Below are 23,093 nucleotides of genomic sequence, written 5' to 3' on the forward strand. Positions count from 1 at the left end.
CAGGGGCCCTTCTTGTGTCTTGTCCTGCTGTCCTACGCGCCGTTCGTCAGCGGGACCGCTTGGCCAGCCGCTCGACGTCCAGCAGGATCACCGCGCGCGCCTCCAGCCGCAGCCAGCCGCGGCCCGCGAAGTCGGCGAGTGCCTTGTTGACCGTCTCGCGGGAGGCGCCGACCAGCTGGGCCAGCTCCTCCTGGGTCAGGTCGTGGACGACGTGAATGCCCTCCTCCGACTGCACACCGAAGCGGCGCGACAGGTCGAGCAGGGCCCGGGCGACGCGGCCGGGCACGTCGGAGAAGACGAGGTCGGACATCTGGTCGTTGGTCTTGCGCAGGCGCCGTGCCACGGCGCGCAGCAGCGCGGAGGCGACCTCGGGGCGGGCGTTGAGCCATGGCTGGAGGTCGCCGTGGCCGAGGCCGAGCAGCTTGACCTCGGTGAGGGCGGTGGCGGTGGCGGTGCGCGGGCCGGGGTCGAAGAGCGAGAGCTCACCGATCAGCTCGCCGGGGCCGAGCACGGCGAGCATGTTCTCGCGGCCGTCGGGAGAGGTGCGGTGGAGCTTCACCTTGCCCTCGGTGACCACGTACAGGCGGTCGCCCGGGTCCCCTTCGTGGAAGAGGGCGTCACCCCGCGCGAGGGTGGCCTCTCCCATGGAGGCGCGCAGCTCAGCGGCCTGCTCGTCATCGAGCGCCGCGAAGAGCGGGGCGCGCCGCAGAACGTCGTCCACGAGTCTCTCCTTGTCGACATGCACAGGGGACCGTCGTCCCCATGATGCCGGACGGTAAAACAGTGCGATCAATCACAAGTTTGACGCACTGGCCTGCCGGGCCGTGCGGCAGGGGTCCGATTGGGCGGGGTCTGGTCGGTGGCCCGGCCGGATGTCGGTGGCTGGGCTTAGGCTGGCCGGGTGTCCAATACGCCGGTGAGAGCACGGGGCAAGGGGGCCGAACGGGTGACCGCATCTCGTAATTCCGCTGTGGGCGAACAAGCGCCCGCCGAGCCGATGAAAGCGGCGAAGGTGCCCAAAGCGGCCAAGCCGGCCACTCCCACCACATCCGCTGAGCCCGCGCAGCCCGCGAAGGCGGCCAAGAGCGACAAGGCGGCCAAGAGCGACAAAGCGGCCAAGAGCGCGAGCGCGGCCAAGAGCGCGAGCGCGGCCAAGCCCGCGAAGGCGGTCAAGGAGGCCAAGGCCGCCAAGCCTTCGAAGCCGCCCCGGCCGGAATCCCGGACCGCGCTCGTGCGCCGCGCCCGGCGCATCAACCGTGAGCTGGCCGACGTCTATCCGTATGCCCACCCCGAGCTGGATTTCGAGAACCCGTTCCAGTTGCTGGTCGCCACGGTCCTGTCCGCGCAGACCACCGATCTGCGGGTCAACCAGACCACCCCCGCGCTCTTCGCCGCCTACCCGACCCCCGAGGACATGGCGGCCGCCGACCCCGAGGCGCTGGAGCAGCTGATCAGGCCCACGGGCTTCTTCCGCGCCAAGGCCAAATCCCTGCTGGGGCTCTCGGCCGGGCTGCGCGACCGCTTCGACGGCGAGGTGCCGGGGCGCCTGAAGGACCTGGTCACGCTGCCCGGCGTCGGCCGCAAGACGGCCAACGTGGTCCTGGGGAACGCGTTCGGGGTGCCGGGGCTCACCGTGGACACCCACTTCGGGCGGCTGGTGCGGCGCTGGAAGTGGACCGAGCAGGAGGACCCGGAGAAGGTCGAGGCGGAGATCGCCGCGCTCTTCCCGAAGAGCGAGTGGACGATGCTCTCGCACCGCATCATCTTCCACGGCCGTCGCGTCTGCCACGCCCGCAAGCCCGCCTGCGGCGCCTGCCCCATCGCCCCGCTGTGCCCGGCGTACGGGGAGGGCGAGACCGATCCGGACAAGGCGAAGAAGCTGCTGAAGTACGAGATGGGCGGTCGGCCGGGGCAGCGGCTGCGGCCACCCGCCGACTACCCGGGGAGCCCCGCCGCCCCGCTGGGAGCCGCCGGATGACGAGCACGTACGGCGGAGGCGTGCGGGTCAGCTCCCAGGGGCTGCCCGAGTGGCTGCTCCCCGTGGCGCGAGCGGCCGAGACGATCGAGCCGCACCAGCTGAGCCGGTTCCTGCCGCCGCCGCAGGGCGGCGGCCGCCCCTCCGCCGTGCTGGTGCTCTTCGGGGAGGGTCCTGACGGCCCCGAGCTGCTGCTGATGGAGCGGTCCGGGTCGCTGCGCTCCCACGCGGGCCAGCCGTCCTTCCCCGGCGGCGCGCTCGACCCCGAGGACGGCGATCCGGACGGGGCCGGTCCGCTGCACGCGGCGCTGCGCGAGGCCGAGGAGGAGACCGGGCTCGATCCCACGGGCGTCCAGGTCTTCGCCGTCCTGCCGCGCCTGTACATCCCCGTGAGCGGCTTCGTCGTGACGCCCGTGCTGGGCTGGTGGCGGCGGCCGAGCCCGGTCGGGCCGGTGGACCCTGCCGAGACGGCCCGGGTCTTCACGGTTCCCGTGGCGGATCTCACGGACCCGGCCAACCGGGCGACGACCGTCCACCCCAGCGGTCACCGGGGCCCGGCGTTCCTGGTCGGAGGGGCTCTGGTCTGGGGTTTCACGGCGGGTGTGATCGATCGCATACTGCACTACGCGGGCTGGGAACGACCATGGGACCGGGCGAAGCACGTCCCACTCGACTGGCGCGCGTGAGACGGTGTCCCGGTGAATGTGCTGGACATCCTGCTGCTGCTCGCCGCCGTGTGGTTCGCGATCATCGGCTATCGCCAGGGCTTCGTCGTCGGCGTGCTGTCGGTGATCGGATTCGTCGGCGGTGGCTTGGTCGCGGTCTATCTGCTGCCGGTCATCTGGGACGGCACCACTGACCGCGCGTCGCCCGGCACCTTCGGCGCCATCGTGGCGATCGTGCTGGTGATCGTGTGTGCCTCGGTCGGCCAAGCGGCCACCACCCACCTGGGGAACAAGCTGCGCCGGTACATCACCTGGACACCCGCGCGTGCCCTGGACGCGACCGGCGGCGCGCTGGTGAACGTCCTGGCGATGCTCATGGTCGCCTGGCTGATCGGCTCCCTGGTGGCCGGGACGTCGCTGCCCACGGTCGGCAAGGAGGTCCGCGACTCCAAGGTGCTGTTCGGGGTCTCCCGCGTGGTCCCGGAGAAGGCCAACTCCTGGTTCACCGACTTCTCCACCGTGCTCGCGCAGGGCGGCTTCCCGCAGGTCTTCTCGCCGTTCTCGAACGAGCCGATCCCCTCGGTGCCGCAGCCCGACCCGGCCCTCGCGCAGTCCCCGGTGGCCGGCCAGGCCCAGAAGAGCATCGTGAAGGTCGTCGGCACCGCCCCGAGCTGCGGCAAGGTCCTGGAGGGCTCCGGTTTCGTCTACGCGCCGAACCGGGTCATGACCAACGCCCATGTGGTCGGCGGGGTCGACGACCCGACCGTGCAAATAGGCGGCGAGGGCCGGCTGTACGACGCGAAGGTCGTCCTCTACGACTGGAAGCGCGACATCGCGGTCCTCGATGTGCCCTCGCTGCAGGCCCCCGCGCTGCAGTTCACCCAGGGCGACGCGAACACCGGAGACGACGCGATCGTGGCCGGGTTCCCGGAGAACGGCGCGTTCGATGTGCGCGCGGCCCGCATCCGCGGCCGGATCACCGCCAACGGCCCGGACATCTACCACCGTGGCACCGTGCAGCGTGACGTCTACTCGCTGTACGCGACCGTGCGCCAGGGCAACTCCGGCGGCCCGCTGCTCACCCCGCAGGGCAGGGTGTACGGCGTGGTCTTCGCCAAGTCGCTCGACGACGCGGCCACGGGGTACGCGCTGACGGCGGACGAGGTCCGCAAGGACGCCGAGAAGGGGCGTACGGCCGACCAGCCGGTGGACAGCCAGGGCTGTGCCCTCTAGCCCCTGTTACCCGGTGCGTGCTCCGGTGCCTGCGCCGGTGCGTGCTTCCCGGTGCCCCGGTGCGCGTGTGGTGCGATGCCGGTAGGCCGTGCCTACCGGCTGCGTGGATGGCGCAGCCGCGCCGAGACCCAGCGGGCACGGCGCCGGATGATGCGGGGAATCCCGACGATATTGGGATCATGGCCTTGAACAGGCCCGGAGCCGCCCCGCTCGGAAACGCTGAGTGCGGCATTGGCAGCAGCGGCGGCTTCGGGGCCGCGGCCGCTTGGTGCGTCACGGTAGTCGTGCGTCCAGCCCATACTTCGGACTGTGCCCCTGGCCCAAGGTCGGTAATCGCCGCTGACTGCGGCAATTGGCCTATGCGCCAGGCAAGTGGCTGTTCGAGAAACACCTGTTCGCACAGGGCCCGCCGGGGCTCGGCGCGGCGTCGGCTCAGCGGTCCGGTTCCGGGTCCTTGAGCCAGTTGATCAGCTCCGTGGAGAAGGCGTGCGGATCCTCCTCGTGCGGAAAGTGGCCGAGGCCGTCGAACAGCCGCCACCGGTACGGCGCCTCCACGTACTGCCCCGAGCCCGCCGCGCTGCGGGTGCGCATCACCGGGTCGAGCGACCCGTGCAGATGCAGGGTCGGCACCCGTACCGGCCGCTTCATCCGGCGGTTGAACTGGAAACCGTCCGGCCGCGCCAGCGACCGCACCATCCAGCGGTACGGCTCGATCGAGCAGTGCGCGGTCGAGGGGATGACCATCGCGCGCCGGTAGACGTCCACCACCTCGTCCTCGGGCAGCCGCGGCCCGGACCAGTCCCGGATCAGCCGCCCCACGGCCGCCGCGTCGTCCGCGACCAGCTGGCGCTCGGGCAGCCACGGCCGCTGGAAGCCCCAGATGTGGGAGCCCGCGCTGCTCTGCCTGACGTCCCCGAGCATCGCCGAGCGCCAGCGCCGCGGATGCGGCATGGAGGCCACCGCGAGCCGCCGCAGCAGCTTCGGCCGCATCACCGCCGCCGTCCACGCCAGATATCCGCCCAGGTCATGGCCGACCAGGGCGGCGTCCGGCTCACCGAGGGAGCGGATCACGCCGGTGATGTCGAGGGCGAGGTTGGCCGGGTCGTAACCCCGCGGCGTACGGTCGCTGCCCCCCACTCCGCGCAGGTCCATCGCGACCGCCCGGTAGCCGGCATCGGCGAGCGCGGTCATCTGGTGCCGCCAGGTCCACCAGAACTGCGGAAACCCGTGGAGCAGCAGCACCAGCGGGCCGTCGCCCAGCTCGGCGATGTGGAAGCGCGCGCCGTTGGCCGCGACGTCCCGGTGGGTCCAGGGGCCGTCGAGCCGAACGACCGACGCGGGAATGTCAGGGACGGTCATGCCGACGAGCGTGTCACATTCTGTGCGGAGCGGCCGCCATTCTCACCCGCCCGCGGATGCGGCTTGACGTTCCCGAGGACGGCCGCCGTCTCCTTGGACGAGGCCATGGTCCGCTTGGGCGCCTTGACCTTCTTGAACTTCAGCAGCGCGAGCAGGCCCAGGATTCCCGCGATCAGCCAGTAGATGCCGCCCACGATCAGGAAGCACCAGGCGAGGCCGAGGCCGGTCCAGGACCGCATTCCGTAGGCGAGGGCGAAACTCAGCACCGGAAGTGAGAACAGGATCAGCACCCCGGCGGCCATGCCGGCGCCACTGCCGACCGCCGCCTTCTTGGCGCCCACCCGGAGCTCGGCCTTGGCCAGCGCGATCTCGTCGTGCACCAGCGCGGACAGCTCGGTGGTCGCCGTGGCCACCAGCTGGCCGAGGCTGCGGTTGCCGCCGTCGTCGGCTGCGCTCATCGCCATCTCCCTCTGCTCTTGTACGTCTTCCGGTCGTCTTCGGCGCTCGTCGCGGTCTCGGCGCGTCGTCGGTGTGCAGCCGGCGCGTCTTCACACGACTGCGCGTTCTTCCGCGCGTGCAGGTCTTCTGCACTGTTTCCGCGGCTTTCAAGCCTCTCAGATCATGGCGTCTCAGATCATGCCGGACCATCGTCACCGGAGCCGTCCGCGGCGGTTACTTCGGCAAGCCGCCGGTGCTCCGCGGCCTTTGCCTCGAGCAGGGCGGCCATCCGGAGGTGGTATTCGGGGGTGTCGAGTTCGTAGACGTCGGGGATGCCGTCCATGTCCTCGTCCCGCTCCTCTTCCGTGTACAGCCGCCGGTAGCGGTTGTTGCGCAGCTTGAGGAGGACGCCCGCGAGCAGCGCGGCGCACAGCGAGCCGATGACGACCGCGGACTTCACCTCTTCGGCGAGCGCCGGAGCGCCGGGGAAGGCGAGTTCGCCGATGAGGAGGGAGACGGTGAACCCGATACCGGCGAGCATCGCGACGGCGAACACATCCGCCCAGGCCAGGTCCTCGTTCAGCTCGGCCTTGGTGAACCGGGCCGCGCACCATGAACCCCCGAAGACCCCGACGGCCTTGCCCACCACCAGGCCGAGGACGACGCCGAGGGTCTCGGGACGGGTGAAGACGTTCGCGACGGCGGCGCCGGATATCGGGACCCCGGCGGCGAAGAGGGCGAACACCGGCACGGCGAGCCCGGCCGACAGCGGGCGCACCCGGTGCTCGACGCGTTCGGCGGGGGAACGGTCCTCGCCCTCGCGCACGGTGCAGCGCAGCATCAGGCCCATCGCGACGCCCGCGACGGTGGCGTGCACTCCGCTCGCGTGCATCAGGGCCCAGATCACCAGGCCGAGCGGGAGGTAGATGTACACGCCGCGTACGCCCTTGTGGTGCAGCAGCCGGAAGAGGGCGAGCCCGGCGAAGGACAGGCCGAGGGCGACGAAGTTGATGTCCTTGGTGAAGAAGATCGCGATGATCAGGATCGCCCCGAGGTCGTCGACGACCGCGAGGGTGAGCAGGAACGCGCGCAGGGCGGCCGGCAGCGCGGTGCCGATGACGGCGAGGACGGCGAGCGCGAAGGCGATGTCGGTGGCGGTCGGCACCGCCCAGCCCTTCAGACTGCCGCCGCCGGTCGCGTTGACGACGACGTAGACGAGAGCGGGGGCCGCCATGCCGCACAGCGCGGCGATCACGGGCAGCGCGGCGGCCTTCGGATCGCGCAGCTCGCCCGCGACGAACTCGCGCTTCAGTTCGATGCCGGCGACGAAGAAGAAGATGGTGAGCAGGCCGTCCGTGGCCCAGGACTCGACGGAAAGGTGCAGATGCAGCGCCTGGGGGCCGAAGGAGAACTCCCTGATGTCGCCGTAGACGCCGCTGAGCGGGGTGTTCGCCAGAATCAGCGCGGCGATCGCGGCGAGGAGGAGGATCATGCCGCCGACGGTCTCGGTGCGCAGCGCGTCGGTGATGAACGTCCGCTCGGGCAGCGAGAGGCGGCCGAGGAACTTGCGGGTGGTGGGCGCGGCCACGGGCGGGGCCTCCTGGGTCGTCGGGCGGGTGCGGACACACGTGTGGTGTGTGCCGACCAGACTTCCCGGCGCGCCCTCGTCATCTTGTCGCGTTGTTGACGCGGCAGGTCTTCACCTTAACCGGAACGGACGAGGGGCGCTCCCGCATGGCGGGAGCGCCCCTCAGCCCGAAGACCGCTGGTCAGACTTCGCTGATGGTCAGTCTTCGCTGGGCGCGGCCGGCAGCTTGCTCTGGATCAGCTCCATGACGGAGGAGTCGGTGAGCGTGGTGACGTCACCCAGCGCGCGGTTCTCCGCGACATCGCGCAGCAGCCGGCGCATGATCTTGCCGGAACGGGTCTTGGGCAGCTCGCCCACCGGCAGGATCCGCCGGGGCTTGGCGATCGGGCCGAGCTGCTTGGCGACATGCGCCCGCAGCTCCTCGACCAGACCCTCGTCCTCGGCCGCGCCGCCGCGCAGGATGACGAACGCGCAGATCGCCTGGGTGGTCTGCGGGTCGGTGGCCCCGACGACGGCGGCCTCGGCGACCTTGGGGTGCGACACGAGCGCCGACTCGACCTCGGTCGTCGAGATGTTGTGGCCGGACACCAGCATCACATCGTCGACCCGGCCGAGCAGCCAGATGTCGCCGTCGTCGTCCTTCTTGGCGCCGTCACCCGCGAAGTAGCGGTTCTCGAAGCGGGACCAGTAGGTGTCCAGATAGCGCTGGTCGTCGCCCCAGATCGTGCGGAGCATCGACGGCCAGGGCTCGGTGAGCACCAGATAGCCGCCCGCCCCGTTCGGCACCTCGTTCGCCTCGTCGTCGACGACGGTGGCGGCGATACCGGGGAGCGCCACCTGGGCCGAACCGGGCTTCGTCGCGGTGACGCCCGGCAGCGGGCTGATCATGATGCCGCCGGTCTCGGTCTGCCACCAGGTGTCGACGACGGGCGTCCTGTCCGCGCCGATGTTCTTGCGGTACCAGATCCACGCCTCGGGGTTGATCGGCTCGCCGACCGAGCCGAGGACGCGCAGCGAGGACAGGTCGAACTTGGCCGGGATGTCGTCGCCCCACTTCATGCACGCGCGGATCGCGGTGGGGGCGGTGTACAGGATGGTGACCCCGTACTTCTGGACGATCTCCCACCAGCGGCCCTGGTGCGGGGTGTCCGGGGTGCCCTCGTAGAGCACCTCGGTCGCTCCGTTGGAGAGCGGCCCGTAGACGATGTACGAATGGCCGGTGACCCAGCCGATGTCGGCCGTGCACCAGAAGACGTCCGACTCCGGCTTGAGGTCGAAGACGGCGTCGTGGGTGTACGACACCTGGGTGAGATAGCCGCCGGTGGTGTGCAGGATGCCCTTCGGCTTACCGGTGGTGCCGGAGGTGTAGAGGATGAACAGCGGGTGCTCGGCGTCGAACGCCTCGGGCGTGTGCTGCTCCGGCTGGCGCTCCACGATCTCGTGCCACCACACGTCGCGGCCCTCGGTCCAGGCGACCTCCTGGCCCGTGCGGCGGACGACCAGCACGCTGCGCACGTTCTCGGTGCCGGGGCGGGTCAGGGCCTCGTCGACAGCGGGCTTGAGCGCGGACGGCTTGCCGCGGCGGTAGCCACCGTCGGCGGTGATGATCACGCGGGCGTCGGCGTCCTGGATACGGGTGGCGAGGGCGTCGGCCGAGAAGCCGCCGAAGACCACGGAGTGCGGGGCGCCGATGCGGGCGCAGGCCAGCATCGCGACGACGGCCTCAGTGATCATCGGCAGGTAGATGGCGACCCGGTCGCCCGTCTGGACCCCCAGCTCGGTCAGCGCGTGCGCCGCCTGGGAGACCTCCCGCTGCAGCTCGGCGTAGGTCAGCGAACGGGTGTCACCCGGCTCGCCCTCGAAGTGGAGGGCGACCCGGTCGCCGAGACCGTTCTCCACATGGCGGTCGACGCAGTTGTACGCCACGTTGAGTTTGCCGTCGGCGAACCACTTCGCGAAGGGCGGGTTCGACCAGTCGAGCGTCTCGGTCGGCTCGGTCGCCCAGGTAAGCCGACGGGCCTGCTCGGCCCAGAAGCCCAGGCGGTCCGCCTTCGCACGCTCGTACGCCTCGGCCGTCACGTTGGCGTTCGCGGCCAGGTCGGCCGGCGGCGCGAAGCGGCGCTCCTCCCGAAGAAGACTGGCCAGGCTTTCGTTGCTCACGACATCTCCCATTCCCAGGGTGTCCGTTGTGTCCCGGCCATAGCTCATCAGCCTCGGGTAGGCCCTGACAAGGCCTGACGCCGTAAATTGGTTTAGACCTGTACTCAGATCGCCTCCAGCGCTTCCGTGGCTCCCTCCTTCTCGTGCTCCAGGGCGACGGCCGGACCGGCCGCGCAGACGGCCACCGGGGTGCCGTCGTCCGGCCGGACGGCCAGGAATCTGGCCGATCGGGCGTCCAGGACGTACGCCTGAGCCTCCGCCACATGGAAGTACATCCCGTGCAGCACCAGCCCTCCCTCCGCCACCCGCCGCGCGACGCAGGCGTGCGCCATCAGATGCTCCAGTTGCTGCATCACGTTGATCAGCGCCAGCCGCTCCAGCTCGTCGGCCACCGGGCGGTCGGCCAGCGCGACCTCGCCGCGCCCCAGCCGCCCGATCCGCTCCATGCGCGCCAGCCCCGGCCTGCCGTGGCGCAGCCAGCGCGCCAGCGGCGTCTGTGCTCCGGGTGGCGCGGCCGACGAGCCGAGCAGTGCCTGCATCGCCCCGCATCCGGAGTGTCCGCACACCGTGATGCTGCTGACCCTCAGCACTTCCACCGCGTACTCGATGGCCGCTCCCACCGAATCGCAGGCGGCATCCTCGCCGGGAGGCGGCACCAGATTGCCCACATTGCGCACGGTGAACAGATCGCCGGGGCCACTGGAGGTGATCATGCTGGTCACCAGCCGGGAGTCGGCGCAGGTGAGGAACAACTGGGTGGGCCGCTGTCCCTCCCGGGCGAGCCGCGCCAGCTCGGCGCGCACCAAAGGCGCGGTGTTGCGCTGGAAGGCACTCACCCCGCCCAGCAGCTGCCCCGTGCCGCCCCCGGGGTCGTGTCCGGCCCGGGCCGCCGGAGTGGGGCGGGTGCAGTGGTGGTTGCGCCAGGGCGTCCATGGGCGGCAGGGGGGTGCGCCGGCCGGCTCGGCGGCCGGCTGGCCCGGCCGGTTGACGAGGCGCAGCGAGACGAGGACGACGACCGCGATCCCGGCGAGCGCGACGGCCATCAGCCCGGCGTGCAGCGGGGCCCCCGCCGCAAGCGCGATCTGGTCCAAGAGCTTCAACATTCCCGTCTCCTCCGGGGCTTCGCGGTCGCGGACAAGGGCGCGGCCGTGGGTCACGGCGTACTGCGGTGCTGACTCCCAAGCGTTGGTAAATGAATCGTAATGCCAGGTAAAGTCAATGGGAAGCCTTTTGAGGCAGAGAGGGGTGTTGCCCCCTCTATGGGGTGAATAGTCAGATGAGATGACTGTGCCGGGGCGGATGGCTAGGCAGGCGTGGGAGCGGTCTCCGCCGCCCGCCCGGCCAGAGCGGACTCGTCCAGGGCGAAGGCCGGGTCGACCTGTGCCGCCAGGTCGGCACCCGTCTTCGCGTTTCCCCAACTCTGAGCGTTCTTCAGGTGGAAGTGCACCATCTGGCGGGTGTAGCGCTGCCAGTCCCGCCGCTCGTAGGAGGCGTCCACCGCGTCGTGCAGGGTGCGCAGCGCCTCGCGGTTGGGCTCCTCCAGTTCCGCGAAGCGCGGTGCGCGGCCCTTCTCGATCGCCCGGACCCACTCGGAGTGGCCGACGGTGATCAGCAGGTCGTCGCCCACTTCGGCGCGCAGAAAGGCGAGGTCGTCCGGGCCCTGCACCTTGTTGCCGACCACGCGCAGCGCCACGTCGAAATCGCGGGCGTACTCCTTGTACTGGCGGTAGACCGCGATGCCCTTGCGGGTGGGTTCGGCGACCAGGAACGTCATGTCGAAGCGGGTGAAGAGCCCGGAGGCGAAGGAGTCGCTGCCCGCTGTCATGTCGACGACCACGAACTCCCCGCGCCCGTCGACCAGATGGTTGAGGCACAGCTCGACCGCGCCGACCTTGGAGTGGTAGCAGGCGACGCCGAGATCGGACTCGGTGAAGGGCCCGGTCGCCATCAGCCGCACCTCCCCCTCCCCGAGCGGGACCGTCCGGGCGCACGCCTCGTAGACGGGGTTGTCCTCGCTGATCCGCAGCAGCCGCGACCCCTCACCGGGCGGCGTTGTCTTGATCATGGTCTCGGCGGAGGCGATCCGGGGGTTCGTCCCGCGCAAGTAGTCCTTGATCAGGGGAAGATGGGCGCCCATGGCGGGCAGTGCGGCGGTCTCCGCCTCGTCGAGCCCGAGTGCCGCGCCCAGATGCTGGTTGATGTCGGCGTCGACCGCGACGACGGGGGCTCGGGCGGCGGCGAGATGGCGGATGAACAGCGACGACAGCGTCGTCTTGCCGCTGCCACCCTTGCCTACGAAAGCGATCTTCATGTTCAGAAAGCGTAGGTGAGTGATCCTCTCCCGTGAGGGATTTACGTGAAGAAAACCACTCCAACGAGGGTCCTCGGGCCGTGGGTGCGTAGGGTCGTACTCATGAGTACGTCAGCAGATCCGCTCGCCGCCCTGGCGGGGCTGCCCGGTGTGGCCGAGTCCGTGGAGGCCGTGCGGACGGCAGTGGACCGGGTCTACGGCCACCGGGTGATGCGCCGCCGCAGCAACGAGGTCACGTCCGAGGCGGCGCTGCGCGGCGCGCGTGGTTCCGCGGCGCTGGCCGGTGCCGACTGGGCGCTCGAAGAGGTCCGCCGCCGCACCGACTTCGGGGCCGAGGGCGAGCCGCACACGGTGGGTGCGGCGCTGCGGGTGACCGCCGAGGCCGGCCAGTTGCTGAGCGTCTGGCGGCAGTCGCCGCTGCGGGTGCTGGCCCGGCTGCATCTGGTCGCGGCCGGTGGAGCGGACGATGACGACAGAGTCGGACGGCCCCGGCTGGCGGGCGAACCGGTGCGGGAGCGGCTGGTCGGCCCCGAGCCGCCGGACGCCGACGAGGTGGCGGGCCGACTCGACGGGCTGGCGCGGCTGCTGCTCGCGGGCAGCGAGGCCCCGGCGCTGGTGACGGCGGCGGTGGTGCACGGGGAACTGCTCGCACTGCGGCCCTTCGCCTCGTACAACGGCCTGGTGGCGCGCGCGGCCGAGCGGATCGTGCTGGTCGGCAGCGGGCTGGACCCGAAATCCGTCTGCCCGGCGGAGGTGGGTCACGCGGAGCAGGGTGCCGCGGCGTGTGTGGCCGGGCTGGAGGGCTATGTGTCCGGGACGCCCGAGGGCATGGCGGCCTGGATAGCGCATTGCGGACGGTCGGTTGAGCTGGGCGTGCGGGAGAGCACGGCCGTGTGCGAGGCGATGCAGCGGGGAGCGGCCTGAGGCCGTCCGGGGCGAGGAGGCCCGGGCCCGGACAGAGTTGCGGCGGCACCACGGGGGTGCCGCCGCTGGCACGTCCGCCGGGTTACCAGTGCGTGCACGGAAATTCGCCCATCAGGTCGGGATCTTCGCCCGTCACCTGGTGCGGCTGGCCCGTAATCGACGGGTCGGCGTCGCGTGGGTGCCCGGCATCCATGCTCGGTCCGTGGGGCCTGGTGCGTCTGGGGAGATCCTCCCGGATACCCCTGGTCTCGCGGGCCGTCGATTCCTTTCTACTCCTGCGCGAAGCCAAGCGGAACCCCTCCACGCAGATCTTTGTGGCCAGGTCAAACCCGGGTATAAGGGGCGCGCCGCCGGCTGGCGTACCACACCAGACCGGCAGTGGCGGCGGCAGCGCCCACCGCGGCGACCGCGGCCAGGACCGGCCTCGGCGGCATGGACAGTGAGGGCAGTCGCTGCTTCAGTCGCACCGGGCGGTCGAAGGAGAGGACCGGCCAGCCGCGGGCGACCGCTTCGCGGCGCAGGGCCCGGTCAGGATTCACCGCGTGCGGATGGCCGACGGACTCCAGCATGGGCAGGTCCGTCCCCGAATCGCTGTAGGCGTAGCAGCGCGACAAGTCGTACCCCTCGGACTCGGCCAGCTCGGCGATCGCCTTCGCCTTCGTCGGCCCGTAGGCGTAGTACTCGACTTCCCCGGTGAAGACCCCGTCCTCGACGACCATGCGCGTGGCCACCACCCGGTCCGCGCCCAGCAACTCGCCGATCGGCTCCACGACCTCCGCACCCGAGGTGCTGACGATCACCACATCGCGTCCTGCGGCGTGATGCTCCTCGATGAGGGAAGCCGCCTCGTCATAGATGATGGGATCGATCAGATCGTGCAGAGTCTCCGCGACGATCTCCTTCACCAGTTGGACATTCCAGCCGCGGCAGAGTGCCGAGAGGTACTCGCGCAACCGTTCCATCTGGTCGTGATCGGCGCGGCCGGCGAGGAAGACGAACTGGGCATAAGCAGTACGCAGTACGGCTCGACGGTTGATCAGCCCACCCCGGTAGAAGGACTTGCTGAAGGTGAGCGTGCTTGACTTCGCAATGACCGTCTTGTCCAGGTCAAAGAAGGCGGCTGTCCGGGGCAAGGAGTGGTTTTCCACGACGCCGAGCATAGGGCCCACCATTCGGCGTAAGCTCAGGCGCGTGGGTTTGCCTGAGAAGGCTCTCGGGTACACCATGGAAGTCACGGATCGTTCGCGACCGTGCTAACCCGGCCCGACTCCTCCCCCCCCGAGTCGGCCGTGGGGACGACCCCCGCTCTCCCCCCCGGCGGGGGTCGTCGCATGTCCGGACGCCTTTTCGGTGCTTTCACGAGATCTTTCTCCCCTCATCCGGGCCTGGGCGACTTCTGCTCCCCGACAGCCTGAACGGTTACTGTGCGTAATCGCTAGACTGCACTCCGGAAGTCACTGGTTTAGGTGACTGGGATATTCACAACTGATGAGTTGTCCACGGTTTTGGACCAAGATCCCCAAGATTTTCAGGATCGCGACACGGTGATTCTCCGCGTTGTTTGCACTCGCCGTTCGCGTGAGTGAGAGCGCGTAACGATATGGGGAGGGGATCGTGACTGCATCCATCACACCGGAACGGTCATCACCGGCAGAAGGACAACGCGGCAGACCGCTGATCATCACCGAGGACGAAGAGCTTCTCGACGATCTGCTGAGGCTGTGCGCCGCAGCCGGGGCCGAAGCCGAAGTGGCCCATGGCGCGCCCACACGCCGGGGCAGTTGGGAAGGCGCGCCGCTGATTCTCGTCGGGGACGACGCGGCGGCCGGGCTCCGCGGCCGCGTCCGCAGAGCGGGCGTGCTGCTCATCGGGCGCGATCTCGACGACCACGGCATCTGGCGCCGGGCGGTGGATCTCGGCGCCGACAATGTGGCCTTCCTGCCCGATGCCGAGACCTGGCTCGTGGACCGGATCGCCGATGTGGCGGAGGGAGTTGGCCGGCAGGCGGTCACCATCGGGGTCATCGGAGGCCGTGGCGGGGCCGGAGCCTCCACCCTCGCCTGCGCCCTGGCCGTCACGGCGGCCCGCTCGGGGCGGCGCACCATGCTCATCGACGGCGATCCACTGGGCGGTGGCCTCGACGTGCTGCTCGGCGGTGAGGGGGCGGAGGGGCTGCGCTGGCCCGCCTTCGCCGAATCGCGTGGCCGAGTCGCCGGGAGCGCGCTGGAGGAGTCGCTGCCCGAGTTGCATTCCCTGCGGGTGCTGAGCTGGGACAGGGGGGATTCGGTCGTCATCCCGCCCTCGGCGATGCGCGCCGTGCTGGCCGCGGCCCGGCGGCGCGGCGGGGTCGTGGTGGTGGATCTTCCGCGCCGGGTGGACGAGGCGGCCGCCGAGGCACTCGCCCAGGTGGACCTCGGTCTGCTGGTCGTCCCTGCGGAACTGCGCGCCGTCGCGGCCGCCCACCGGGTGGCGTCCACGGTGAGCATGGTGCTGAGCGATCTGCGCGCGGTGGTGCGGGGTCCCTGCGGGCCGGAGCTGGACGACGAGGAGATCGCACGGCTGCTCGGGCTGCCACTGGCCGGTCAACTGCCTCCGGATCCCGGGCTGCTGGACGCACACGACGGAGGCGAGCCCCCGGGCGGCAGCGCGCGCGGCCCGCTGGGCCGGTTCTGTGCCGAATTCTGGGCACGGGCCCTGCCCGGCGCGACGGGGGGTGTCACCGCATGAGCGTCGAAACCCCTGACCTGCTGGACGCGGTGCGGTTGCGGCTGGCGGAGAGCGGCGCGGAGCCGACTCCCGCCCGGGTGGCGGCCGCGCTGCGCGAGGAGGGGCGGCTGCTGGGCGACACCGAAGTGCTCGGCGTGGTCGCCGCCCTGCGCTCCGAACTGGTCGGCACCGGCCCCCTGGAGCCGCTGCTCGCCGCGCCCGACGTCACGGACGTGCTGGTCACCGCCCCCGACGAGGTGTGGGTGGACCGCGGCGCGGGGCTTGAGCGGACGGCCGTCGCCTTCGCCGACGCGGCCGCCGTGCGCAGGCTCGCCCAGCGGCTCGCCGCGGTGGCCGGGCGGCGGCTGGACGACGCCCGGCCGTGGGTGGACGCCCGGCTGCCGGACGGGACAAGGCTGCACGCGGTGCTCCCACCGGTGGCCGTCGGATCCACCTGCCTGTCGCTGCGGGTGGTGCGTCCGCGGGCGTTCTCCCTCACCGAGCTGGTGGCCGCCGGGACCGTGCCGCCCGGCGGTGCGGAGCTGCTGCGGGCCATGCTGGACGCCCGGCTGTCGTACGTGGTGAGCGGGGGCACCGGGTCAGGCAAGACGACGCTGCTCAGCACCCTCCTGGGGCTGGTCGGCAGGGAGGAGCGGATCGTCCTCGCCGAGGACTCGGCGGAGTTGCGGCCCGACCATCCCCATGTGGTCCGGCTGGAGACCCGCCCCGCCAACCAGGAGGGCCGGGGCCAGGTCACCCTGCGGGACCTGGTGCGCCAAGCGCTGCGGATGCGGCCCGACCGGCTCGTGGTCGGTGAGGTCCGCGGCCCCGAGGTCACCGATCTCCTGGGCGCGCTGAACACCGGCCACGAAGGCGGCTGCGGCACCGTCCACGCCAATACGGCGGGGGACGTACCGGCCCGGCTGGAGGCGCTGGGCTCGACCGCGGGCCTGGACCGGGCCGCGCTGCACAGCCAGTTGGCGGCCGCCCTGTCGGTCGTGGTCCATCTGGTGCGGGACCGCGGTGGACGGCGCAGGATCGCCGAGCTGCACGTGCTGGACCGGGACCGCGCGGGCTTCGTCACCACCGTGCCGGCCGCCGTATGGAGCCCGCGGGGCTTCGAGCGGGCGGCGGGCTGGCAGCGGCTCCAGCGCCTGTGCGGACGAGGCGGAGGCGCGTCATGACCGGCACCGGAGGGAACCCCGGGGCGCTGAGCCTCGGCGCGGCCTTGCTGTGCGCGGCGGTGGCCGCGTGGCTGCTCTCCGCGCGGGACCGGGAACTGCGCCGGGCCAGGCTGCTGTTCGCGGGTGGCGGGCCCGCCGCGCCCACCGGGCCGGACCCGGCGCGGCGGCTGTCCGAGACGGCCGCCTGGCTCAAGGAGCGCTGGCGGGTCACGTACGGCGGGCGGATGGGGCGTGAGCTGCTGTGCCTGCCGCTGGGTTGCGTGCTCGCGGTGCTCGGCGCGTCGGTCCTGCCGCTGTTCGCCGCGGTGGCGGCCGTGCCGTTGGTCGGCCGCTGGCTGCGGGCCCGGGAGCGTGGCCGGGCGCGTGACCGGCGTGCGGCGGGAGTGATCGAGCTGTGCGGCACGGTGGCGGGCGAGCTGCGGGCCGGGCGGCAGCCCGGCGAGGCACTGCTGTCCGTGCCCTCGGGAGACCTGGGGGAGCGATGGGGACTGGTGTCCGCCGCCGCCAGGTTCGGCGGGGATGTGCCCGAGGCGTTGCGCAGGGCGGCCCGGCAGCCGGGCGCGGAGGGGCTGACCGGGGTCGCGGCCTGCTGGCAGGTGGCCGTCGACGAGGGCGCGGGGCTTGCCACCGGGCTCGACCGGGTGGCCTCGGCGCTGCGCGCCGAGCGCGCGCAGCGGGAGACGCTGCGCGCCAGGCTGGCGGGACCCAAGGTCACTGTCGTGGTGCTGGCCGTGCTGCCGGTCTTCGGGCTGGTGATGGGTTCCGCGCTGGGCACCGAGCCGCTGCATCAGCTTCTGCACACCCCGGTCGGGCTGGGCTGTCTGCTGGGCGGCTGCTTGCTGGAGTGGGCGGGGTTCGCCTGGCTCAGACGGTCGACGCGGGCGGCGCTCGCTCCCGGGAAGGCCGTCGGCCGATGAGCGCCGCCCTTGTCCACAGGCTGGGGATCGCGTTGTCCCTCATGGCCGCCGTCGCGTATGTGGCGATGGCGGTGGTGGAGGCCCGGCGGGACCGTACCGCCGGGCGGCGTCTGGCGGCGCTGCTGCCGGGCGGGCGAGCGGATGCGGAACCGGACACCGGTGCGGCCCGGCGGCGGGGCAAGGCCTGGGAGCGCCGGCGTGCCCGGGTGGACGAGTGCGCGGTCCTGGCCTGGGTGGTCTCGCTCGGTGTCCTGCTGGCCGCTGTCGTCCTCGTCGGAGGACCACTGGGGTGGGTTTCGGGGCCGGCGGCCGCGTATGGCGTCCGGCGGTGGCAGCGGCGGCAGGCCGCCGCCGCGCGGTCCCGCGGCCGGTCCGGTGGCGCGGGCGGCCAGGAGGCCGAAGCGGTGCGGCAGCTCCCACTCGCCGCCGACCTGCTGGCGGCCTGTCTGGCCGCCGGGGCGGACCCGCGCACGGCGGCGGACGCGGTGGGCAAGTCGCTCGGCGGCCCGGTCGGCGAGCGGCTGGTCCGGACCGCCGCGGAGCTGCGGCTGGGAGGCGATCCCGCCGACGCCTGGGGGCGGTTTGGCGCATTGCCCGGCGCGCAAGGGCTGGCACGCGCCCTGGAGCACGCCGGGACCACGGGCGCCCCGGCGGTGGAGCCGGTGTCCCGGCTCGCCGCCGACAGCCGCGCCGAGCAGGAGAGGGAAGCGGGCCGACGCGCCGATCGGGCGAGCGTGCTGGCCACCGCCCCGCTCGGGGCCTGCTTCCTGCCCGCGTATCTGCTGATCGGTGTGGCCCCGGTGATGACCGGGCTGGCGGGCGGCCTGGCGGGCCACACCTGAGCAGGGCGCCTCGGCCCGGTGCGGCACGAGGGGCCCGTATGTACGGCACATGACAGCTACGAGGGGGATCGAGATGGTGAAGCAGTGGTGGGTCCGGTGGCGCGCGGCGGTGCGTGCACAGGCCGAGGCGGGAATGGCCACCGTCGAGTACGCGATGGGGACGCTGGCGGCGTGCGCCTTCGCCGCGGTGTTGTACAAGGTAGTGACGAGCGGGACCGTCAGCGGTGCGCTGCGATCGGTGATCGGACGGGCTCTCGATGCGCCGTTCTGAGGCACTGTCCACGGTGGGCCGGCCGGGCGCGCGGGCCGGTCTTCGCGCGCGGAGCGCACCGGGAGCGGCCCGCGCGGGAGCGGTCGGCATCGGGTCGGACCGGGGCTTCGTCACCGCGGAGGCGGCTGTCGCGCTGCCGGTGCTGGCCCTGTTCGCCCTGATGCTGATCTGGAGCCTGATGGCCGCGTCCGCGCAGCTGAGTTGCGTGGACGCGGCCCGGGCCGGCGCCCGGGCGGCGGCGCGCTCGGAGCCGCGGGACGCCGTGATGGATGCCGTCCGGTCGGCCGCGCCGCGCGGCGCGCGGGTGGAGCTGTGGCGGGACGGAGACCTGATGCGCGTGCGGGTCCGGACCCACGCGGTCGGCCCCGGCCCGCTGGCGCTCCGGCTGCACGCCGAGTCGACCGCACTCGCCGAGGACACGGTGGGCGCGGTCGGCGCCGGGCGGGAGGCAGTCCGGTGAGGGGTGTCGTACGCCGGGCGGCGGACGGTCGTGCGAGGGGTTCCGCAGGCGCGGCGGCGGACGGTCGCGTGAGGCGTTGCGTACGCGGGGTGGGCGAGCGCGGCGACCGGGGGTCGGCGACGGTGTGGGCGGCGTTCGCCGCGACGGCGCTGTGCGCGGTGTTCGCGGTCGTGCTGGCGGCCGGGCAGGTCATGGTGGCGCGCCACCGGGCAGGCGGGGCCGCCGACCTGGCGGCGCTCGCCGCGGCGGACCACGGCCTGGAGGGGCCCGGGGCGGCGTGCCGCCTCGCCCGGCGGGTGGCCTCCGCCCAGGGCGCGCGCGTGGTGCGGTGCGCCCTGAGCGGCGAGATCGCGGATCTCACGGCGGAGGTGCGGGCCGGGCCGTTCGCCCTCCGGGCCCGGGCGCGGGCAGGCCCCGCCGACACCCCCGTATCCGGCCCCGGCGGGCGCTCGGCGGTGGGCGCCGGGGTCCGGTCAGCCTTCGGTGGGCGGTTGGTCCGGGGCTTTGGCCAGGAGCGTCGTCAGCAGGCGGATGGCGGCCCTCTTGTCGAGCGGATCGTTCCCGTTGCCGCATTTCGGGGACTGGATGCAGGACGGGCAGCCCGCCTCGCACTCGCAGGCCGCGATCGCCTCGCGGGTGGCGGTCAGCCAGCGGGCGGCCGTGTGGAAGGCCCGCTCGGCGAAGCCCGCCCCGCCGGGGTGGCCGTCGTACACGAAGACGGTCGGCAGAAGCGTGTCGGGGTGCAGGGGGATCGACACCCCGCCGATGTCCCAGCGGTCGCAGGTCGCGAAGAGCGGCAGTATGCCGATGGAGGCGTGCTCGGCGGCGTGCAGGGCGCCGCCGAGGGCCTGGGGATGCACCCGGGCCTCCTCCAGCTGGTCCTCGGTCACGGTCCACCACACGGCCCGGGTGCGCAGCGTGCGGGGCGGCAGGTCGAGCTTGGTCTCGCCCAGCACCTCACCGGTGATCAGCTTGCGGCGCAGGAAGGAGACGACCTGGTTGGTCACCTCGACGGATCCGAAGCACAGCCGCGCGTCACCCCACGGGATCTCGGTGGTGGTCTCCAGGATGGAGATCGCGGTGGTGTCGCGGGCGGTGGTCGAGTACGGCGGACTGGCCTCCTCCACCAGCGCGACCGAGTCCTCCAGGTCGAGCTGCCGGACGAGATAGCTCCGGCCCTGGTGGAGGTGGACGGCGCCCTCGTGCACGGTGGTGTGGGCGGCCGAGGCGTCCACGGTGCCCAGCAGCCGCCCGGTCCCCGCCTCCACGACCTGGACCGGGCTGCCGCCCTCCCCGCGGATGTCGGTGAGGTCGGCGGCGCGCTCGCGGCGGGTCCAGTGCCAGGCGGTCGCGCGGCGGCGCAGCAGCTTGCGCTGCTCCAGCTGCGGCAGCAGTTCCTCGGTGGCGGGGCCGAAGAGGCCAAGGTCCGCCTCGGTGAGCGGCAGCTCGGCGGCGGCCGCGCACAGGTGCGGCGCGAGGACGTACGGGTTGTCGGGGTCCAGCACGGTGGATTCGACGGGCTGCCGGAAGAGGGCGTCCGGGTGGTGGACGAGATAGGTGTCCAGCGGGTCGTCCCGGGCGACCAGGATCGCCAGGGCCCCTTGTCCGGTGCGGCCGGCCCGGCCCGCCTGCTGCCACAGGGAGGCGCGGGTGCCGGGATAGCCGGCCAGTACGACGGCGTCCAGACCGGCGATGTCCATGCCGAGTTCGAGGGCGGTGGTGGCGGCGAGGCCCAGGAGGTCACCGGAGTGCAGGGCCCGCTCCAGGGCGCGGCGCTCCTCGGGGAGATATCCCCCGCGGTAGGCGGCCACCCGGTCCGGCAGGGACCGGTCGACCTCGGCCAGCCGCTCCTGGGCGATCAGGGCGATCAGCTCGGCGCCGCGCCGGGAGCGCACGAAGGTGACGGTGCGGACGCCCTGGACGGCCAGGTCGGTGAGCAGGTCCGCGGACTCGGCGGTGGCCGTGCGGCGGACCGGGGCGCCCTGCTCGCCGTGCAGCTCGGTCAGCGGCGGCTCCCACAGGGCGAAGACCACCTCGCCGCGGGGCGAGGAGTCCTCGGTGATCGCCGTGACCGGCACCCCGGTCAGCCGGGCGGCCGCCACGGCCGGGTCGGCGGAGGTGGCCGAGGCGAGCAGGAAGACGGGCGAGGAGCCGTAGCGGGCGCAGACCCGCCGCAGCCTGCGCAGTACCTGGGCGACATGGGAGCCGAAGACGCCGCGGTAGGTGTGGCACTCGTCGATGACGACGTAGCGCAGCGCGCGCAGGAAGGAGGACCATCTGGGGTGGCCCGGCAGGATGCCCCGGTGGAGCATGTCGGGGTTGGTGAGCACGTAGTTCGCGTACTGGCGGACCCATTCGCGCTCCTCCACCGGCGTGTCGCCGTCGTAGACCGCCGCCCGCACCCCGGTGCCGAGCGGGGTGGTGAGGTCGGCCAGCGCGCGGCGCTGGTCGGCGGCGAGCGCCTTGGTGGGCGAGAGGTACAGGGCGGTCGTGCCCCGCCCGCTGGGCTCCTCCGAGCCGTCCAGCAGGGTGCTGAGCACGGGGGCGAGGTAGGCCAGGGACTTGCCGGAGGCGGTGCCGGTGGCCACGACCACGGATTCACCGCGCAGGGCGTGGGCGGCCGTGCGGGCCTGATGGGCCCATGGGCGCTCGATTCCGGCGGCCCGGATGGCGTCGATCACTTCCGGCCGGATCGGCGAAGGCCAGTCGGCATGGCTGCCGAGACGCGGGGGCAAGTGCTCCGTATGAGTGATGCGCGCGCCTCGGCCCGCTCCGGTGCCGAGCCGGTGGAGAACGGCCCGGGGCGAGGGGCGTATGCCCGCCTGCCGCGGGAGTTGGTTGTGGGCCATCGACACCGAGTGTGTCACTGGTCTGACGGACAATGGGCTCAAGGCGTCGTGCACGCCTGCTGGTAAGTGATTGAATGCCATCGCGGCTGCCGATCCATGGGGGGCGACCGCTCGATGCAAGGTGCTGGAGGATCCGTGGACCTGTCCCTGTCGACTCGGACCGTTGGCGACCGCACGGTCGTCGAGGTCGGTGGCGAGATTGATGTATATACCGCGCCCAAGCTGCGCGAGCAGCTGGTCGAGCTTGTCAACGACGGTAGCTACCACCTGGTCGTCGACATGGAGGGCGTCGACTTTCTCGACTCCACCGGGCTCGGCGTGCTCGTCGGCGGGCTCAAGCGCGTACGTGCCCATGAGGGCTCACTGCGTCTGGTGTGCAACCAGGAGCGCATTCTCAAGATCTTCCGTATCACCGGCCTGACCAAGGTGTTCCCCATCCACACCTCGGTCGAGGACGCTGTCGCGGCGACTGACTGACCAGTCACCGCGGGAAGACCACCAAGGGGGTTCCGGGCGATTTCGCCCGGCCCCCCCGATCTGCACGCCCATACGCCCGAGGGGGATGGCATGGCCACTGTCGAACTCCGCTTCAGCGCGCTTCCCGAGCACGTCAGGACCGCCCGGCTGGTCGCGGCTGCCGTGGCGCGTCGTGCGGGGGTGGACGAGGCCGTGCTCGACGAGGTGCGGCTCGCGGTCGGCGAGGCCTGCACCCGTGCGGTGGGGCTGCACCTGAGCAACGGGGTGGACGCCCCGGTGCGGGTGGCGCTCACCGAGGAGGAGAAGAAGTTCTCCATCGAGGTCGGCGATGAGTCGCCCACCTCGGCGGGGCATGCCCCCGGCTCCCATCCGGATGTGGACGACGACGGCGCGGCCGAGACCGAGGACGAGATGGGCCTCGCGGTCATCAGCGGGCTCGTCGACGACGTCGAGGTGACCACCAGCGAGACCGGCGGTGTGATCCGCATGAGCTGGCCCGCTTCGCCGCAGTCCCTCGTGCCGTAACGATCCGCCGTCATTCCGCTCGATCTGCCGTGACCTTCGGGCCGGCCGTCCCCGTGACGGCCGGCCCGGTCGTCGTTCCGGGGGTTCCGGGAGTTCCGGGGGTTCCGGTCAGGCCCGGGGCGCGTTCAGGGTGTCCGGAAAACCGCTCTGAACAGCACTTTTCATAGTGCACTGAGATCGTTTATAGAGATCATTCCACCCCCGTCAGT

General features: G+C 72.1%; 21 protein-coding genes and 2 pseudogenes. 13 read left to right on the plus strand and 10 right to left on the minus strand.

Annotation, left to right across the window (positions count from 1 at the left end):
* Positions 1-46: 46 nt before the first annotated feature.
* The gene (locus tag ASC60_RS02945) at positions 47-721 is read right to left on the minus strand and encodes a Crp/Fnr family transcriptional regulator (protein ID WP_055546320.1); all 675 of its coding nucleotides are present in this window, start codon (positions 719-721) and stop codon (positions 47-49) included.
* A 249-nt stretch (positions 722-970) separates the two neighbouring features.
* On the opposite strand from ASC60_RS02945, the gene nth reads away from it, so the two are divergent.
* From nth to ASC60_RS02965, 3 genes are read left to right on the plus strand one after another with little or no spacing between them, the layout of a single operon-like run.
* Entirely contained in the window at positions 971-1,978 is a 1,008-nt protein-coding gene (nth, locus tag ASC60_RS02955) for an endonuclease III (RefSeq protein WP_370592862.1), read from the plus strand.
* The gene (locus ASC60_RS02960; protein ID WP_055546326.1) at positions 1,975-2,661 is read left to right on the plus strand and encodes a CoA pyrophosphatase; all 687 of its coding nucleotides are present in this window, start codon (positions 1,975-1,977) and stop codon (positions 2,659-2,661) included. The genes nth and ASC60_RS02960 overlap by 4 nt, the downstream gene beginning before the upstream one ends.
* A 12-nt stretch (positions 2,662-2,673) precedes the next feature.
* Positions 2,674-3,873 carry a MarP family serine protease gene (locus tag ASC60_RS02965; protein WP_055546328.1) on the plus strand — a complete coding sequence of 400 codons (1,200 nt, stop codon included), beginning with the start codon at positions 2,674-2,676 and terminating at the stop codon, positions 3,871-3,873.
* A 92-nt stretch (positions 3,874-3,965) separates the two neighbouring features.
* Here ASC60_RS02965 and ASC60_RS42580 read toward each other — a convergent pair whose 3' ends face one another.
* The 7 genes and pseudogenes from ASC60_RS42580 to ASC60_RS02995 form a co-directional block, all read right to left on the minus strand.
* A complete protein-coding gene (locus ASC60_RS42580; RefSeq protein WP_079038119.1) occupies positions 3,966-4,172 on the minus strand; it encodes a hypothetical protein in 207 nt (68 codons plus the stop codon).
* Positions 4,173-4,305: 133 nt separating this feature from the next.
* Complete coding sequence (locus ASC60_RS02970) at positions 4,306-5,232, minus strand: alpha/beta fold hydrolase (RefSeq protein WP_055546330.1); 927 nt, start codon at positions 5,230-5,232, stop codon at positions 4,306-4,308.
* Positions 5,229-5,690, minus strand: coding sequence for a phage holin family protein (locus tag ASC60_RS02975; RefSeq protein ID WP_055546332.1), 462 nt, complete (start codon positions 5,688-5,690; stop codon positions 5,229-5,231). The genes ASC60_RS02970 and ASC60_RS02975 overlap by 4 nt, the downstream gene beginning before the upstream one ends.
* Before the next feature lie 176 nt (positions 5,691-5,866).
* Positions 5,867-7,258, minus strand: coding sequence for a Na+/H+ antiporter NhaA (gene nhaA, locus ASC60_RS02980; RefSeq protein WP_055546334.1), 1,392 nt, complete (start codon positions 7,256-7,258; stop codon positions 5,867-5,869).
* Positions 7,259-7,456: 198 nt separating this feature from the next.
* Entirely contained in the window at positions 7,457-9,418 is a 1,962-nt protein-coding gene (gene acs, locus ASC60_RS02985; RefSeq protein WP_055547157.1) for an acetate--CoA ligase, read from the minus strand.
* A 104-nt stretch (positions 9,419-9,522) separates the two neighbouring features.
* A pseudogene (locus ASC60_RS02990) lies at positions 9,523-10,416 on the minus strand (carbonic anhydrase); the annotation flags it as partial.
* A 305-nt stretch (positions 10,417-10,721) separates the two neighbouring features.
* On the minus strand, positions 10,722-11,729 hold the full coding sequence (locus ASC60_RS02995) for an ATP-binding protein (protein ID WP_055546338.1): 1,008 nt from the start codon (positions 11,727-11,729) through the stop codon (positions 10,722-10,724).
* A 102-nt stretch (positions 11,730-11,831) separates the two neighbouring features.
* Between ASC60_RS02995 and ASC60_RS03000 the strand changes: the two genes are divergently transcribed.
* Positions 11,832-12,653: a hypothetical protein gene (locus ASC60_RS03000; RefSeq protein ID WP_055546339.1), complete on the plus strand. Its 822-nt coding sequence runs from the start codon at positions 11,832-11,834 to the stop codon at positions 12,651-12,653.
* A gap of 323 nt (positions 12,654-12,976) precedes the next feature.
* Here the strand turns inward: ASC60_RS03000 and ASC60_RS03005 are convergent, their stop codons facing one another.
* A complete protein-coding gene (locus tag ASC60_RS03005; RefSeq protein ID WP_055546341.1) occupies positions 12,977-13,813 on the minus strand; it encodes an HAD family phosphatase in 837 nt (278 codons plus the stop codon).
* 454 nt (positions 13,814-14,267) lie between these two features.
* Here ASC60_RS03005 and ssd point away from each other — a divergent pair, with 454 nt between their 5' ends.
* The 7 genes and pseudogenes from ssd to ASC60_RS43935 form a co-directional block, all read left to right on the plus strand.
* On the plus strand, positions 14,268-15,380 hold the full coding sequence (gene ssd / locus ASC60_RS03010; RefSeq protein ID WP_055546343.1) for a septum site-determining protein Ssd: 1,113 nt from the start codon (positions 14,268-14,270) through the stop codon (positions 15,378-15,380).
* Positions 15,377-16,543: a TadA family conjugal transfer-associated ATPase gene (locus tag ASC60_RS03015; RefSeq protein WP_079038120.1), complete on the plus strand. Its 1,167-nt coding sequence runs from the start codon at positions 15,377-15,379 to the stop codon at positions 16,541-16,543. The genes ssd and ASC60_RS03015 overlap by 4 nt, the downstream gene beginning before the upstream one ends.
* Positions 16,540-17,460, plus strand: coding sequence for a type II secretion system F family protein (locus ASC60_RS03020; RefSeq protein ID WP_055546345.1), 921 nt, complete (start codon positions 16,540-16,542; stop codon positions 17,458-17,460). Before ASC60_RS03015 ends, ASC60_RS03020 begins: the two co-directional genes overlap by 4 nt.
* Positions 17,457-18,302, plus strand: coding sequence for a type II secretion system F family protein (locus tag ASC60_RS03025; RefSeq protein ID WP_055546347.1), 846 nt, complete (start codon positions 17,457-17,459; stop codon positions 18,300-18,302). Before ASC60_RS03020 ends, ASC60_RS03025 begins: the two co-directional genes overlap by 4 nt.
* 73 nt (positions 18,303-18,375) lie before the next feature.
* Positions 18,376-18,573, plus strand: a complete 198-nt coding sequence (locus ASC60_RS03030) for a DUF4244 domain-containing protein (RefSeq protein ID WP_107096990.1) — start codon at positions 18,376-18,378, stop codon at positions 18,571-18,573.
* Positions 18,560-19,033: a TadE family type IV pilus minor pilin gene (locus ASC60_RS03035; RefSeq protein WP_234356750.1), complete on the plus strand. Its 474-nt coding sequence runs from the start codon at positions 18,560-18,562 to the stop codon at positions 19,031-19,033. The genes ASC60_RS03030 and ASC60_RS03035 overlap by 14 nt, the downstream gene beginning before the upstream one ends.
* Positions 19,034-19,191: 158 nt before the next feature.
* Positions 19,192-19,389 (plus strand): annotated as a pseudogene (locus ASC60_RS43935) (Rv3654c family TadE-like protein); the annotation flags it as partial.
* Positions 19,390-19,506: 117 nt separating this feature from the next.
* Here the strand turns inward: ASC60_RS43935 and ASC60_RS42020 are convergent.
* Positions 19,507-21,963: a DEAD/DEAH box helicase gene (locus ASC60_RS42020; protein ID WP_199830848.1), complete on the minus strand. Its 2,457-nt coding sequence runs from the start codon at positions 21,961-21,963 to the stop codon at positions 19,507-19,509.
* A gap of 54 nt (positions 21,964-22,017) precedes the next feature.
* Between ASC60_RS42020 and bldG the strand changes: the two genes are divergently transcribed.
* The gene (gene bldG, locus ASC60_RS03045) at positions 22,018-22,359 is read left to right on the plus strand and encodes an anti-sigma factor antagonist BldG (protein WP_009716787.1); all 342 of its coding nucleotides are present in this window, start codon (positions 22,018-22,020) and stop codon (positions 22,357-22,359) included.
* Positions 22,360-22,449: 90 nt separating this feature from the next.
* The gene (locus ASC60_RS03050; RefSeq protein WP_055546353.1) at positions 22,450-22,884 is read left to right on the plus strand and encodes an ATP-binding protein; all 435 of its coding nucleotides are present in this window, start codon (positions 22,450-22,452) and stop codon (positions 22,882-22,884) included.
* The last annotated feature ends 209 nt before the right edge of the window (positions 22,885-23,093 follow it).

This window comes from Streptomyces sp. NBRC 110028 (genome assembly GCF_001417735.1).
GTDB lineage: Bacteria > Actinomycetota > Actinomycetes > Streptomycetales > Streptomycetaceae > Streptomyces.